Annotated in this window: 14 protein-coding genes; 2 read left to right on the forward strand and 12 right to left on the reverse strand. The window is 55.4% G+C overall.

The annotated features are described in order from the left end of the window. Positions 1-3 precede the first annotated feature (3 nt). From H8K03_02875 to H8K03_02900, 6 genes are all read right to left on the reverse strand, one after another. Positions 4-1,308 carry an SLBB domain-containing protein gene (locus H8K03_02875; protein ID UVT20879.1) on the reverse strand — a complete coding sequence of 435 codons (1,305 nt, stop codon included), beginning with the start codon at positions 1,306-1,308 and terminating at the stop codon, positions 4-6. Positions 1,309-1,390: 82 nt separating this feature from the next. After that, the gene (gene nuoE / locus H8K03_02880; protein ID UVT20880.1) at positions 1,391-1,855 is read right to left on the reverse strand and encodes an NADH-quinone oxidoreductase subunit NuoE; all 465 of its coding nucleotides are present in this window, start codon (positions 1,853-1,855) and stop codon (positions 1,391-1,393) included. Positions 1,856-1,929: 74 nt separating this feature from the next. Further along, entirely contained in the window at positions 1,930-3,732 is a 1,803-nt protein-coding gene (gene nuoC / locus H8K03_02885; protein ID UVT20881.1) for an NADH-quinone oxidoreductase subunit C/D, read from the reverse strand. Continuing rightward, a complete protein-coding gene (locus H8K03_02890; protein ID UVT20882.1) occupies positions 3,729-4,457 on the reverse strand; it encodes an NADH-quinone oxidoreductase subunit B in 729 nt (242 codons plus the stop codon). Before H8K03_02890 ends, nuoC begins: the two co-directional genes overlap by 4 nt. Next, positions 4,420-4,884, reverse strand: coding sequence for an NADH-quinone oxidoreductase subunit A (gene ndhC, locus H8K03_02895; GenBank protein UVT20883.1), 465 nt, complete (start codon positions 4,882-4,884; stop codon positions 4,420-4,422). Before ndhC ends, H8K03_02890 begins: the two co-directional genes overlap by 38 nt. 284 nt (positions 4,885-5,168) lie before the next feature. Beyond that, a complete protein-coding gene (locus tag H8K03_02900; protein UVT20884.1) occupies positions 5,169-7,796 on the reverse strand; it encodes a CBS domain-containing protein in 2,628 nt (875 codons plus the stop codon). Positions 7,797-8,080: 284 nt separating this feature from the next. On the opposite strand from H8K03_02900, the gene H8K03_02905 reads away from it, so the two are divergent. Then, positions 8,081-8,458: a hypothetical protein gene (locus H8K03_02905; protein UVT20885.1), complete on the forward strand. Its 378-nt coding sequence runs from the start codon at positions 8,081-8,083 to the stop codon at positions 8,456-8,458. 170 nt (positions 8,459-8,628) lie between these two features. Continuing rightward, on the forward strand, positions 8,629-9,273 hold the full coding sequence (locus H8K03_02910) for a sulfite oxidase-like oxidoreductase (GenBank protein UVT20886.1): 645 nt from the start codon (positions 8,629-8,631) through the stop codon (positions 9,271-9,273). 3 nt (positions 9,274-9,276) lie between these two features. On the opposite strand, the gene H8K03_02915 is transcribed toward H8K03_02910, so the two are convergent. The 6 genes from H8K03_02915 to H8K03_02940 form a co-directional block, all read right to left on the reverse strand. Next, complete coding sequence (locus tag H8K03_02915) at positions 9,277-9,612, reverse strand: YdbL family protein (GenBank protein ID UVT20887.1); 336 nt, start codon at positions 9,610-9,612, stop codon at positions 9,277-9,279. A gap of 14 nt (positions 9,613-9,626) precedes the next feature. Beyond that, the gene (locus H8K03_02920) at positions 9,627-9,836 is read right to left on the reverse strand and encodes a YnbE family lipoprotein (protein ID UVT20888.1); all 210 of its coding nucleotides are present in this window, start codon (positions 9,834-9,836) and stop codon (positions 9,627-9,629) included. 17 nt (positions 9,837-9,853) lie between these two features. Then, on the reverse strand, positions 9,854-12,646 hold the full coding sequence (locus H8K03_02925; GenBank protein UVT20889.1) for a YdbH domain-containing protein: 2,793 nt from the start codon (positions 12,644-12,646) through the stop codon (positions 9,854-9,856). Positions 12,647-12,942: 296 nt separating this feature from the next. Then, positions 12,943-13,515: a prepilin-type N-terminal cleavage/methylation domain-containing protein gene (locus tag H8K03_02930; protein ID UVT20890.1), complete on the reverse strand. Its 573-nt coding sequence runs from the start codon at positions 13,513-13,515 to the stop codon at positions 12,943-12,945. Further along, on the reverse strand, positions 13,512-14,141 hold the full coding sequence (locus H8K03_02935) for a methyl-accepting chemotaxis protein (protein ID UVT20891.1): 630 nt from the start codon (positions 14,139-14,141) through the stop codon (positions 13,512-13,514). The genes H8K03_02930 and H8K03_02935 overlap by 4 nt, the downstream gene beginning before the upstream one ends. A gap of 112 nt (positions 14,142-14,253) precedes the next feature. Beyond that, the gene (locus H8K03_02940; protein UVT20892.1) at positions 14,254-14,481 is read right to left on the reverse strand and encodes a DUF3565 domain-containing protein; all 228 of its coding nucleotides are present in this window, start codon (positions 14,479-14,481) and stop codon (positions 14,254-14,256) included. Positions 14,482-14,526 lie beyond the last annotated feature (45 nt).

Here is a 14,526-nt window from a genome sequence, read left to right on the forward strand (position 1 = left end):
CAATTAAACTAAGACCCTCAATTGCGCTGGCTTGTTACTCCAGGGGCATCGCCCTAAGCTGATGTGCTGTTCAAAGTCGTCGCGAAAGTATTTCAAAGCCGATTGCAGGGGGGCTATCGCACCAGGTGCGAGACCGCAGAATGTATGACCGGGAGCAAGCCACTTCGTATGCATGTCTAGGAGTGCCAGATCGTCGTTCGTCGCGCGCCCTACCTCGAACGACTGGAGGAGTCGAGCGACCCACGGCAACCCTTCCCGACAAGGCGTACACCAGCCACAGGACTCACGGGCAAAGAACTTCTCTAGATTCAGCACAAACCCAACCGGACAGGTGTGGTCATCCAGTACGATCATGGTAGCAGTGCCAAGACGACCGACCTCAGGCGGGATCGACGAAAAATCCAACGGGAGATCGACGTGCTCCTCGGTCATGAACGAAGTGGATATGCCGCCTGGCAATAGGCCCCGAAAGTGAACACCATCGGCCATTCCCCCGGCATATCGTTCCAGAACTTCACGCGCTGTGGTGCCGAGTGGCAATTCCCACGATCCAGGATTGGTGACGCGCCCACTGATGCCATAGATCTTCGTGCCACCGTCCTGAGTACGACTCAAGCTGTGATACCAAGCGGAGCCGTGATTCACGATATGCGGGAGGTTGTAGAGGGTCTCGACGTTCTGCACGATGGTCGGTTTCCCCCATAAGCCGACCGTTTGTGGAAAGGGAGGTTTTGCGCGGGGAACGGCTCGCTTCCCTTCCAGCGCATTGATCAGCGCGGTTTCTTCTCCACAGATATACCGGCCGGCGCTGGAATGGAGATGGAGGTCAAAACGAAACCCCGTCCCAGGGAGGGGCTTGCCAAGATACCCTGCCGCATAGGCTTCCGCAATCGCTTGGGTCAGACGCTGGGCAGATAGATGATATTCCCCGCGCAAGAAAATGTAGCCGATCTCCGCGTCGATGGCATAGCCAGCGAGGATCATCCCTTCGATCAGGCCATGAGGGTCCCCCTCCATCAGCACACGATCCTTAAATGTGCCCGGTTCCATTTCATCACCATTGGCCACGATATACTTTGGTTTCGGCGCATCGGGGCCCATCGGGACAAAGCTCCACTTTGTGCCGGTGAGAAACCCGCCACCGCCCCTGCCGCGCAATCCCGCTTCGGTCACCAGTCGCTGCAGGTCCTTGGGCGCCAGCCCGGTAGCGAGCCGTTGAACGCAGCGATATCCACCATCCTTCACGTATTCGTGTAGCGACCGCGTGGTGCCATCCGCATGAATGCGTTGAGTGAGTGGTCGTTCCATCTTCACAATACTAGATTGAGGTTAAGACCAAGACTTTAGCGAACTCCCTAAACCTCAACTGTAAACTCAGCCTTTGCCTGTCTTATTTGTATTTCTCCACGATCTGTCCGATCTTTTCGGGGGTCACGTCGCCATACACATCCTGATCGATCATCAGAGCCGGTGCCCGTTCACACTGTCCTAAACACGCGATGGGCAAAACGGTCAGACGCCCGTCTGGCGATGTCTGTCCCAGATCCACTTCATAGAGTGTTTTGATCTGCTCCTGCACTTGCTCGCAACCCTTGATCCAACAACTAATGCTGTCGCATACGAAGGCCACATGCCGACCGACGGGTTTCCGAAACACGAGGTTGTAGAATGTCGCGATGCTATCCAGATCCTCAGCCGTGATCTCGAGAAATTGCGCAATCTCGAGAAGCGTGTCATCCGAGATCCAGCCGCGCCGTCGCTGGATGGTCAGCAGGGCATCGATGGCAGCTCCCCGTTTATCAGGGTAATGCGTGACAGCGTCTTCAAGTTCTCGTCGTTCAGCGTCTGACAGCATATGGCTGAATCCTGCGTGCTGAGTTATGAGGTTTGGCGCCCGTCGGCTTCATGCTCAGCACTCAGCACTGTGCTTCAGCGATCCACATCGGATAACACATAGTCCACGCTTCCAAGGACGGCCAAGAGATCTGATAACAATTCTCCACGCGCCATCAGTGGCACCATCTGAATGTGGGCGAACGAGGGGGTGCGAATTCTCGTCCTGTACGAGAGCTGCGACCCATCACTCGTCAAGTAATAACTGGTCTGGCCTTTTGACGATTCTGTGGGAACTTCTGCTTCACCGGGGGGAAGCACCGGCCCCCAACTCACCCCGACAAAATGATGGATCAGCGTTTCGATGTCCCGCATTGTGTGTGTCTTCAACGGTGGCGTCGCAAGTGGATCGAGTGATGTATAGGCACCGGACGGCATGGCGTTGAGACACTGACGAACGATCGCCAGCGACTGGCGCAACTCCAAGACATGCACCACTGCTCGGTCGTAACAATCACCATTTGAAGCGGTTGGAACTTCAAAGTCGAACTGGTCATAGCCGGAGTACGGGCGGGCTTTGCGCAAATCCCACGGCAAGCCGCAGGCTCGCAACATGGGGCCGGTGGCACCCCACGCGATGGCGTCATCGAGGGACACGGCGCCGATCCCGACGGTCCGTTGCTTGAGAATCGGATTGTCCATCACGAGGCGCTCATAGTCATCGAGCCGGCTTGGAAACCACTCGACGAACTGTTTGACCAGTGTGTCCCATCCGATGGGAAGATCCCGTGCTACCCCACCGATCCGGAGCCAATTCGGATGCATACGGCCACCACAAATGGCTTCGGCGATCGCAAGGATTCGCTCTCGATCGTTGAACATGTAAAAGACCGGTGACAAGGCGCCAATGTCCGCCGCAAAGGTCCCATACCAGACGAGATGACTGGCGATTCGATAGAGTTCGGACATCATGACTCGGATGACTTGCGCCCGTGGTGGCACGGTGACACCCGCCAATCGTTCGACCGAGAGACAATATGGCATTTCGTTCAGCACACCCTGGAGGTAGTCCACACGGTCGGTGTAGGGGATGAAGGAATGCCAGGTTTGCCGTTCAGCGATCTTTTCCTGGGAACGATGGTGAAAACCGATATCCGGGACGATATTGATGATTTCCTCACCCGCGAGTTGCGCCACGAGTCGGAGCACGCCGTGCGTGCCGGTATGTGCCGGGCCGAGGTTGATGAACATATAGTCGAAGTCGGAGTCGTGATCGTGATGGGTTCTGGCTAACCCCCAGTCCTCGGGCTTGAATTGCAACGCCTCCTGGGTCATGACCAGCTTGTCCGGCGGCAGTTGGAACTGCCCGATTTCCGTCGCACGCGAGGGATGATCCTTGCGAAGTGGATACCCTTCCCACCACGAAGGCATGAGGAGGCGGCGCAGAAATGGGTGTCCGTCGAAACGTATCCCAAACATGTCGAAGATTTCTCGTTCATACCAATCGGCGTTTGGCCACAGATCTCTGCTCGACGGCAGAGAGAGCGGCTCACCATCGAGCGCCACCTTGATGCGAAGTGATTGGTTCCGATCAAAGGAAAAGAGGTGGTAGAACACGGTAAAAGTTCCGATTGGCAATCCATCATAATGGCGGCGGAGCCGTTCGTCTGTCGCACTCAGGTCGAACAGCATGGGAAACGGACGAGGGAGTTCAGTCTTGACATAGCGGAGAACTTCACGAAGCCGGTGTTTCTCGACCCAGATCGTCGGTATCTCATCCTTGGTGGCTTGCACGGCAGTCAGATATCCTTCCGAACCGAAGTGCGTCATGAGCTCCGCAACCAGTCCAGTTTGTTCACCGATCGTGGTGTCTCGTAGGGCCGAGGATCGTGGAGTCATGACTTGCCTTTCGAACGGCCGTCCGGCTGCCCTGCAAAGTGAGGGGAGAGGAGATCGGTCCGAGGGAGCACATCGATACCCGGATATTCACGCTGACTCATCCGCTCGGCCCGTTTTGCGTCCCGCATCGAGGGCACAATGGGTCTCTGAACTTCCTGTGGACCAAAGTGCCAGCTCAAGGGTCGGCGCTCTGATCCCACCATGTTCTGGAGGAGCAGCAGACATTCCATAAAAGCATGTGGCGGCGGCGGACATCCCGGCATATACACGTCCACAGGAATGAATTTATCGACGCCTTGCACGACAGAATAGGCGTCAAACATGCCTCCGGAGTTCGAGCAGGACCCCATCGAAATCACCCAACGCGGCTCCAGCATCTGTTCATAGAGCTGCTTGATGACGGGAGCTACCTTCATAAACACCGTGCCCGACACGACCAGCACATCGGCCTGCCGCGGTGAACCGCGTACGACTTCTGCGCCAAACCGAGACACGTCGTAGACACTGGTCAAACTCGTCGCCATCTCGACGAAACAGCACGACAAACCGAAGTTCAACGGCCAGAGTGAATTCTTCCGTCCCCAGGCCAGAAGATCCTGAAGCTTTGCAAAGAGGACCGAGTCACCAACGACAGCGGTCAACGAGCCATCGCCGCCATCGGTAATCCGCACACCCTCCAGTCGTCCGTTACGCCACTCGGTCATCGTAGAACTCCGTTGACTCATTCATGCGTGGCGGCTGCTCATGACGAACCCGCGGACGTTGAGACTGTGCATACCAGTCGAGCGCTCCGGTGAGCCACAAATAGGCAAGGGATGCCAAAAGAATGCTGACGAAGATCGTCACTTCAATAAAGCCAAGCCAACCGGTCTCCGGTACCGCGACGGCCCAGGCATAGAGGTACGCCGCCTCCACATCGAAAATGACGAAGAACATGGCGATCAAATAATATTGCACCGGTGGACGGACTTGAGCGTTGCCAGTCGGCCGAATCCCACATTCATAGGGGATGTCCGTTGCGCTGTCGGAGCGGCGCTCAGTCTTTTTCCAGTGGCGCTCGCCAAGCAAGGGCGGGAGTCCCAGCATGACGGCGATCACCAGGCCGACACATATCCCGTAGACACAAATTTGCCAAATAGCGTCATCGACCATGGCAACAGTTAATGATGTAATTATGTTAACTATAGTCTTCCTAACTTGTGGATATCATGTTGAGTTCGGTTTGGCTCCCAAAAATGAAAATTCGGCAATCGTTGACGGGAACACTACTGCGAACAGTGGGGAGAGAATTAGTGGAGAGACTATTCCTGCGGGTACTCTTCGGTTCTAGGTGCGTAGGCTCGCAGGCTGTTGAGCAAGTTCTCCTGCGTGCACCATTCCATACTTCGCATGCTTGATCCGATTTTTCCGATACTTCAAACAGTTCGCTTTTGGTCTCAACCTACCTGTTGAACCAGCTGTCGTTCCTCTGCCTCTGTCTTCACCTCCCCGTTCAGACGCGCGTCAAGCAACCGGTCGAGAATCTTCTTGAACTGCGGACCCGGCTTAAGTCCCATGGCCTTCAACTCAGTACCGGTCAGCACCGGCTTCACGTGTTGATAGGTGGTGAGGAACGCTGACACCTGCCGCTTGACCGTTTCTCCTTTGCTCTTGGCCATGAGGCTCAAGAGCGTTTCATCACACAGTCCTGACAGAAGATGATAGACGTCCGCCGGCTTTGGCGGCGGTTTTCTTCCAAGCCGGCGAAGTACCGCATGGCTACCCATCCGGGATGTCTTGAGGCACCTGGCTTCCAATTCGGAAAATGGGAAACGCTTGAGAGTCTCCAGAACGGGGCGTTCCGGCAAGACTTCCAGTAGCGCCATGAAATACACCAACCACACGTCCATCTTTCGATCGAGAAACAGCAGCCGATACCAATCAACCGCCTGATCTACGGCATCGAGCAGCGACTCCAAGCGGCTGGACCACACTAACTTAGGATGGATGAACTTGAGCAAGTCGAGATCGGCCAGTCGCTTCAGAGCCTGTTTTGGTTCACGCTCTCCTAACAGCAATTTCAGTTCTTCCAGCAGACGGTGACCAGATAATCGTTGAAACAGATTCATCTTGACGGCGCCGGCGATCAACGCCGCGGTATCCTTGCCTAAATGAAATCCGAACCGGGATTCAAATCGCACAGCCCGAAACACTCGGGTCGGATCTTCGACAAAACTCAGCCCGTGCAAGACTCGGATGACCTTGTCATTCAGATCTCGTTGACCCCCGTAGAAATCCAAGACATCGCCAAAACCTTTTGCGTTCAAGCGGATGGCCAACGCATTCATGGTGAAATCCCGGCGGTACAGATCTTTCTTGATTGAACTTTGTTCAACCGTCGGCAAGGCGGTGGGATACTCATAATATTCTGTTCTGGCGGTTGCCAGATCGAGCTTGAATTCATCCGGCAGGAGAAGGATCGCCGTACCGAATCGCTCATGCACCTTCACACGGGCGTGCATCATTTCACCGAGTTTTCTGGCAAATGAGATTCCATCCCCCTCCACGACGAGATCCAGATCGAGGTTCTCGATCCCCAGCAACAGATCTCTGACGCAGCCGCCGACGACGTACAGCGGCACATTGCAACGATCAGCGAGGCGCCCTGCTTCTTTGAGAAGCGCTACCACGTGCTTCGGCATGCGGTTCTGAAGCAATCCCGTCACGTTACGATGGGCTCTTCCGGTGAGATGCTCTGATGGATTAGGCAGAGCCTGCCTACCGGCAAGCTTGAGAACATCCTCGTGCATCACTCTCAGCAAGTCCGTCCTGGTAATGACCCCCACGATCTTCGTCCCTGCTAGAACAGGGACGAACCGCTGATTCCGTTCGATCATGGCAACTTCAACGTCATGAAACGGCGTGTCTGGCTCTGCCGTATAGGCATCAGTCTGCATGATGTCCTGAACAGGTGCTTTTCCGAGCCGGTGAAACTCGGCTTTTTGAATCAACTCACGGCTCACTATTCCTATGAAGTGATCATTCTCATCGAGAACCGGGAAGACATTGATTCCATATTTCGTCATCCGCTGCCCGGCGGCTGCAATCGTCGTTCTCATTCCAATGCATTTCACCGGCGTCGTCATCACGTCGCGCGCCAACAGCGTAGGCCGATAGCGAGTCGTCAACAATTCGACAAGACGTTCTTTGACTTCTGAGAGCGGTCGTCCTTTGACTGTCGCGGCGGCTGCGACGGCATGGCCGCCGCCCCCAAATTCCCGGGCGATCCATCCCACGTCGATTTCTGGACGGCGGCTTCGTCCGATCACCTGCACCCGGTCTTCCATCATCACGGCGACAATGACAGCATCGACGCCCTGCATTTCGGCAAGCAGGTGTACGACTCCGGCCGCTTCACCCCGGCGGCGATCGATGGCGCTCGTCGCGATCAGGACTTTTCGCCCCTCGAGGTAATGGACGTCGCTGTGTTCCAACAAATCGTTCATGAGTGCGACGGTATCGGGATCCAAAGGACGGCGAAGGGTGTCCAGCACGACGTTTAAGTCTGCGCCCATTTCAAGCAGGAACGCCCCGGCTTCAAGATCTCGGGGAGTCGTGGAGCCAAAGCCAAACGAGCCAGTTTCTTCGTAGAGACCCAGTGCTATCACGGTCGCTTCAAATGGTGACACCGCGACGCGGCGCTGACGTAACTGCTCAACCAGTAACGTCGTCGTGGCACCGACCGGTTGGACGACGGACAAAAGAGAGCGGCCGTTACATATAGATTGGTCTTCAACATGATGATCGAACACCACCACCTCTACCGATGGATTATCAATGCAAGATTTCAGCACACCGATTCGATCAGGATCCTGAGTGTCGACCAATATGAGTCTGGAAATCTGAGAGAAGTCGATCGATTGCAGTTTACTGAGTCCTAGGTCGTGAGCGGCGAGAAACGTGCGAACCGCCTCCTGGGCTCCGGCCGGCAATATCAGCTTGGCGTCCGGAAAGAGTTTGCGGGCGGCAACCATGGAGGCCAGGCCGTCAAAATCCGCATTGCTGTGCGTGGCGATCACATCCATGTCGGCATTCTAGCAGGGTCTTTCTCTACACGAAATGCCGCGTTGAATCATGGCTGGAAGGAGAGAAGACAGAGAAGCACCGTGGCGCCCCACGCTAGCCGCTGCTCAGATCTGCACAGCGACATGCCGTTTTTTTTCCACCTCAGAGAGACCATCCGCTGCTTCATCCGGGAGGATTCGTAAGCCACGGAACTACCCGGTCTTTTTGTGCGCATGACGTCCGGCACATGCTTTGCTCCATAAAGCCCTCCAGTCCGAATGATTCTTTATACTGGAGGCGCCCAATGACAGAACATCGTAGGAGTACCATGATGGTCATCTTGGGAGGGCTGGCCGCTATTGCATTGGTCACACCATCTCCCTCCACAGCGAGTTCAAAGAATGAGAAGAAATCCCCTCCTCATTCCGTCTCCTCGGCAGCAGAAACCTCTGTGTCTTCCGGCGCAAGCCATTCGGACCTCAGGCCAGGTCCGGCATGGAAAACAATTGGAGGCACTGTTAAAAATATTGCCGGGGACGTCTATACAGTCGAGGACTATGAGGGGAACCGGGTTCAGCTCTATGTGAGCCATGAAACCAAGCAATTGCGAGGTCACAAGAAAGTTGGTGATCCGGTTCGCGCCGAAATCACCCAGAGCGGATTCGCTAACTCCATTCAATGATCACCATCAGCACCCCTTAGATTACCCTAGAGGGTCGGTTTGAGCTGGAAACTCAGGCCGACCCTTTATGCCGTTCGCTCTCGAGCCATCACCAGTCTCAACGCCGATGGATCAGAAAGGAGTTGTCAGACCTGCGTCAATTCCCGTAGTCTGCCTCTCAGGAGGCCACCATGGATGAACCGAGCAGGCTAACGAAGACCAAAGAGCAATGGGCCAGGGCTCGGCGAGGCGGAGAAGAACGTGAAGTGTTCTATGAAGGAGACGACCGTCTCCCCCCCGGCCAACACCTCGTCGAGAACTTCCCCGTGTTGGATCTTGGGTTCAAGCCCGAGATCCTGTTGAATGAATGGAAGCTCAGCATTGGTGGATTTGTCACCACACCTGTCACATGGACATGGGAGCAATTTTCGGCCCAGCCTCCATTCAACGACCGATCGGACTTTCACTGTGTCACGTCATGGAGCCGGTACGACAACGATTGGGAAGGGGTCAGTTTCAAACACCTCATATCTGTCGTGAAACCGTTGTCGCTGGCGCGGTTTGTTCTCTTCAGGTCATACGACGACTACACGACGAATTTACCGCTCGATGTCTGTGACGACGCCGATGTGCTGTTGGCCCACAGCTGGAACGGAAAACCTCTCTCTCGAGACCATGGCGGGCCCGTACGTGTGATCGTCCCAAAACGCTATGCCTGGAAGGGAGCGAAGTGGGTGAAGGAGATTACGTTTTCAGATCGGGATGAAAAGGGGTTTTGGGAAGTGCGTGGGTATTCCAACACCGCATTGCCGTGGCAAAACGATCGCTATGGGTAGCGATCATCTCTTGATCCAGCCGCCCGGTCCTTCAACAAAGTTTCCCGGTCTGGTGTTCTGTATGGCTTTCTCTCCTGCCAGCGATTCAACTGATTGGACGTTGGTCCGGTTTCGTTTTGCGATATCCTCATAGGCCCGCCGACGTTTCTGATTCACGTCCTCAAGCAACGCCCGGGCTTCCGCATCGGGAGGGATGACCGCCCCCAAGTAACCGTTGGCCTTCTCCCCCACCAAACCTTTCATTTTGGCTTCCTCCAAGGATAGCGCCAAGACAGAGGATTCAGCCATGAACCAGGTAGCCAACGCACATAACACCAGAACCAGCCGACGTCTGAACATCTGTTCCCCCACAGCTAAAATAGTCCGCTCTCATTCGACAAGACCTGATCCAATTCTTTGTCGACTTTCACACGGATCTCATGATCAATTTTCACGTTGAGATTGATCGTAATCGGCTTCTCCGGCGCCGTCACTTCGACCCGTGGGGTACAGGCGCCCATCATGACCAGCAGAGTCCCCCACGTCACGAGCACACCGCTTATCCGTACAACCTCACTCAGCATGGTCAGCCTCATGATGTTCATAATCGTTTGTATTTCTTCTCGATTGTGCCTTGAATATCTTCCACCAAACGAAGGCTTTTCAAGAGCGTGGGAATATGTTCTTGCACGGTCAGGTTGAAGTGAATCGGCGGTGTCGTCTTCAGATCCGGATTTCTGCCTTCCAACCGTGCGATCAGATCCAACATTCCGTTCTCACCGTATTTCATCCCCACGCGCAACACGCTGTAATGAAAGTTATTGAGGGCATGGGCTACCAGCCGGAGTTGGCTGTCGGACTCTGGAAGCACCCTCGATGACTCCGGTGGTGACACATATTTTATGACCCCACCGGGAGGTTGTGCCTCGACCACTCCGTCCTTCATGATGACCCCGCCACCGGAGGTGATCGTCACAGGAAGTGTCCCGTTCAACGTTCCCGTTCCGTGGAGCCCTTTTTGCTGCTCCACACTGAGAATTTTCGCCAGATCGAGATTCCGTAGAGAAAAGGTCGTCCCAAAGGGAGGTCGGGCCACGTTTCCCACCGGTCCCAGACTTGCGACAGTGCCTCCGAAGACCTCGCACTGAAAGTCATTCACGTCAACGACCGGCCGCTCTTCCGCCAACTTCCATCTCATCTGGAACGAGGCTGCGAGGTTGGTGACTTCAACCCCGCTCTGTATCGAAGTCACGAAAATGGGAGCCGGCTGGGTCGTGGCAACCGACTCCAGTCCCGGCGCGCGCAATTCCATCGCGGTGCTAAAGCCCTTTACAATATGATCATAATAGAAGCCTGACAGCTTTTCGGCCACAACCTTCGTCGTCGCCGACGTTAATTTCATGCCATTGATCGGGTCGCCGAAGCCGCCGGACCAGGCCGCATCGAAGCGAACGGTAAAGGTCCCATCTATGAGATCGATCGAGGGAGGCAGGCCCATCATGATCCTGCTGAGTCGCCGCTCGGCCCCATTGAACGTCAGAGGACCGATGGCGCCATGCAGAAGCCCTTGAGCCGCCTGCAACGGTTGCTCGATTCTGGCTGTCATGAGCCCTTCTTGCACGGGAGTATTGACCCGAAGGTCGGCTTTGATGCCGGTCTGACCAGCCGTAAAACTGACGACCCAATCACTCGTGGAGGGGCCCCAAGAACCTGAATCCGGACTCACTCCATTCACCGACAATGTCCCATGGGTGCTCCAAGCAGTTCCTGCGGTCTCGAGTTCCTGAACTCTCAGAAGGCCTTGTGCGACATGAGCGTTCCAGCCGCCTATTCTCATTGTCGGGGCCCGCACCGTTGCGATCATGGGTCCCCCATTGCAACGAATCGCTGTCAGATCGCATTCCACTGTCAGCGGCTCCGATAGATGCAATGTCAGGGTGGAAATATGCGTCGTGCCGCGTCCGATCTGTTTGGCCGTCACCGAGGATGTCGGCGACAGAACTCCCTGCACATGTGTCCGGGCCAGTTTCACCGTCCCTCGGACTCCTCCCATCGCTTCTTTGGCCGAAAGGAACTCGGTGACTGCTTTCGGGAGGCTACCCTCCAAATCGTAGGCCCCCTCGGCCAACACCAGCTCATTTCCGAGACCTTCGGCGCGGGTCGTTTCAAACTGCGCCACAAGCGGCCCAGGTGTCCGCCCGTAGGTCACATGTAATGGTCCTTGCGCCACCATGCGTACAGGCGCTTCCGTCCAATATAAGGTCCCCTGTACGGGTTTCCTATTTTCGATCCGCACCGGCTGATCACCGCTGGGGAGAATTAATCGAACCACTTCTGGAATGATACGAGGTTGAGTGTTAATTGTGGCCGTGAGCAGAACACCGGGGCTCAATGCCCACTCGACCTGTTTCGCATTACCTCCGAACGTCCCCTCATAGGCCACGGCGATGTCCTTTGCCACGCCCTTCAAGGCCGGCAAGGTGGCATTCACTCTCATATTGCCGTCCAAATGCGTGTGCTCGTCCTCCCACAAAGAACTCAACGTCGCTTCGGCCGCCGCGTTTCCGGCCCAATCTATCGCCACATGTCCCGTGACCTTCTCCAATTCCGGACCAATGGGAACAAGAAGCGCGATAAAGGGAGCCAGTTCTTGCACATTAATCTGGAGATTCCCATTGACTTGAATCTGCGAGCCGTTTGGATGCGCCTGGGACTGCCATGACACAATGGGTGCCGCTTGAGGCCGTTGGGATGCCAAGGTTGCCGACCAAGTACTTGCGGAATTCCCGACCACGGCGAGGCCATAGGAGGCCGTATCGCGTCCCCGGAACGACAAGTGACCTCCCAACTCTCCGCCTCGATAGGTGAGACTCCCTTCTATCGTCACCTTGCGGAGCGGTCCTGTCGCCTGTTCACGAAAAATGGTGAGATGATCGAGTTGCAACTCATCGAACGGAAGAATCGGCAGGCTCCGCAAGAGATCGCCCGCGGTCAACAAGCTCCACGGTGATTCTTCGTCATCGACACGATCGGCGGCCCTGCTGTCCGTCTGAGTTGGACCTGTCGACGGAACGTTCAGCACATGGACGGCGGCGTCTCGAAGCACAATATGATTCACACGGCCTTGGAGCAACTGAGTCAGATCATACTGGATCTCCGCATCCGTCAGGGAGACCATCAATCGTTCTTCACCCAAATCCTGTTGAAACGAAATGACCGGGATGCGCATCCGGTCCCAGCCCGGATAACCGAGTTGAAGGATGACGTTGCTGTATCCATGCTGGCGAAGGCCTCGCGTCAGTAGATAGGATACACTCAGCGGCAGCAGTAAATAGCTGCTAAAGAGCGCCACCAGCCCGAGAAGCACAGCCATTTGGTACCGTTGAGTCAGCATGTTTTTCCTGACCCTGGTTCGAGAATGCGATGCTGGTTCTCAAACAAACTCTCAAGCTCTGTCAAGATGTCCGAACGGCTCTGCACAGGACTTAGTCCGATAGTCCCGCTCGCGTCGTGCTGGTGTCCGGACCATTTCGTCGCCATTTTAAGCCAGTCCGCCGTCTGTTAGCACAATTGAGAGCCCATCTCCACATGCTTGCTGCTATCACGACGGAAAGAACATTAGCCGATCAGCTCCGAGCGTAAAACAAACGACCCCGAGCTAGGTAAGGTTTGTTCATAAGTTCGGAAGGATTACTTGAAGCAGAAGTTCATATCGAGCAACCCATCTGCCGCGACGGTAGCCTCGCCCCCTTGTCTGCAATTGGCTTTTGCTGAGTTACTTCCTGCCCCAGCACCCGCCCCGCCCGTCCCCTGATCTGCAGAAAGGGCCCCGCCGGACTCAGTTGCGCCTCCACTTGGTCCAGCTAGCTTCACCGGATCGGTCCTCTGCAGAAAGGTCCCATCCTTGCTATGCGTCAAGACCAAGGCCGGCTGTGTCTTTTCTCCGGAAAGGGAGATCGCGCTTGCTTGGAATGATGCCCCTCCCTTCTCTAGGCGAACCGTCACCTTGTAGTACCTGAGAGTCGAGCTCAACGAAAACCCGATCGCATTGAGATCACCCGAATACGTTCCATGGTTGGCGTAGTAGAGCGTTTCAAGACGGTCGATTTCTGCCAGCGCCACCTCGGCTTCCACGGATCGCGCTTTCTCCACAAAATGTCTATGCGAAATCATGGCCAATGCGGCAAGAATGCTGAGGATGGCTAAGACCATCATCACTTCAATCAACGTGAAACCAGTGTCTTCCCTGATTCGCTGAATCATCGGGGTTTCGTGCGTAACTCGCGACGCGATCCGAAGTCGAATCGCTGTACGGTTGCAGCAATGTCCTCGATGGCATGACGCGCCTCTTCAACATCCGACGATCCGGTCTGTTCGATTTTCAGCAATGCCGCTCGCAGCGTGTGCGCCTGGTGCTGAATATGGGCAAAGGACTGCTCAATATTTTCCAAGGCCTGATTGGCGGTCGCAGCCAGTCCATCCAATCGGTCACTCGAGCGAAACTGCATTCTCCAACGAAGATTTCCCTTTGCCCATTGCTGAATGCTTTCGTCGAGCCGATAGAGCGGGCCTGCAACCCGCCGTGTCACCACGAGACTGAAAATGACCGAACCAAAGAACAACACGGGAACGGCAACCCAGACCGTCTTGCTCAGCATCAGCATTTCTTCCGCGGCGACTTGGCGTTCTTCTATCGAATCGCTGGTATACAGCGCCACCATGGGTTTGATATGGGCGCCGTAGAAAGCCATCGTGAAGAACAGTGCCGAGTAGAGGAACAACAACAGTCCGATCCAAGCGACATAACCCTTTTGAATTCGATGGACAAAAAACCCATCTCGACGGTCGACAGTGGGGGAAGCAGGTTTTGCGGCGGTGGCTGTCTTCATCTTTCCTCCCGTTTGTCCCTGGCATGACAACCGGCAATATCTCTGCGATTCAAGGTACCATTGAGTGTGTCACTGACCAAGGAAATGGAGGCTTTTGTGAGGGAGGAGAATGCTATGGCAGGGCTTGTTCGGAATCTCGGGGGGTCTCAGCCGTCGGTTCCTCACATTTCTTGCAGTTCAGGATAGAGCCTAGATGGTGGGTGCGCCCGGCCAGGGTCAGGACCCAAGGGCGATCGATAAACGGAGGTTGATGCCGTACGTGCTGCCCATGACCACATGCCAGATCAGCCACCCAGTCGCCATATTCATCCTGGTGATATCCGATGATCGGCTGTTGCATTTCACAGCACTTCCGTCATTGCATTTCTTTCGGCTTGCGCCAAGG

This window comes from Nitrospira sp. (assembly GCA_024760545.1).
In the GTDB taxonomy this organism is placed as follows: Bacteria; Nitrospirota; Nitrospiria; order Nitrospirales; family Nitrospiraceae; genus Nitrospira_D.

Bases quoted from the DNA above. Each gene is read 5' to 3' on its own strand.
- H8K03_02910 (UVT20886.1), top strand. From the start codon at position 8,629: ATGGATGAACCGAGCAGGCTAACGAAGACCAAAGAGCAATGGGCCAGG.
- H8K03_02930 (UVT20890.1), bottom strand. From the start codon at position 13,515: ATGATTCAGCGAATCAGGGAAGACACTGGTTTCACGTTGATTGAAGTG.
- ndhC (UVT20883.1), bottom strand. From the start codon at position 4,884: ATGGTCGATGACGCTATTTGGCAAATTTGTGTCTACGGGATATGTGTC.
- H8K03_02935 (UVT20891.1), bottom strand. From the start codon at position 14,141: ATGAAGACAGCCACCGCCGCAAAACCTGCTTCCCCCACTGTCGACCGT.
- H8K03_02875 (UVT20879.1), bottom strand. From the start codon at position 1,308: ATGGAACGACCACTCACTCAACGCATTCATGCGGATGGCACCACGCGG.
- nuoE (UVT20880.1), bottom strand. From the start codon at position 1,855: ATGCTGTCAGACGCTGAACGACGAGAACTTGAAGACGCTGTCACGCAT.
- H8K03_02905 (UVT20885.1), top strand. From the start codon at position 8,081: ATGACAGAACATCGTAGGAGTACCATGATGGTCATCTTGGGAGGGCTG.
- H8K03_02915 (UVT20887.1), bottom strand. From the start codon at position 9,612: ATGTTCAGACGTCGGCTGGTTCTGGTGTTATGTGCGTTGGCTACCTGG.
- H8K03_02890 (UVT20882.1), bottom strand. From the start codon at position 4,457: ATGAGTCAACGGAGTTCTACGATGACCGAGTGGCGTAACGGACGACTG.
- H8K03_02925 (UVT20889.1), bottom strand. From the start codon at position 12,646: ATGCTGACTCAACGGTACCAAATGGCTGTGCTTCTCGGGCTGGTGGCG.
- H8K03_02920 (UVT20888.1), bottom strand. From the start codon at position 9,836: ATGCTGAGTGAGGTTGTACGGATAAGCGGTGTGCTCGTGACGTGGGGG.
- H8K03_02900 (UVT20884.1), bottom strand. From the start codon at position 7,796: ATGGATGTGATCGCCACGCACAGCAATGCGGATTTTGACGGCCTGGCC.
- nuoC (UVT20881.1), bottom strand. From the start codon at position 3,732: ATGACTCCACGATCCTCGGCCCTACGAGACACCACGATCGGTGAACAA.
- H8K03_02940 (UVT20892.1), bottom strand. From the start codon at position 14,481: ATGCAACAGCCGATCATCGGATATCACCAGGATGAATATGGCGACTGG.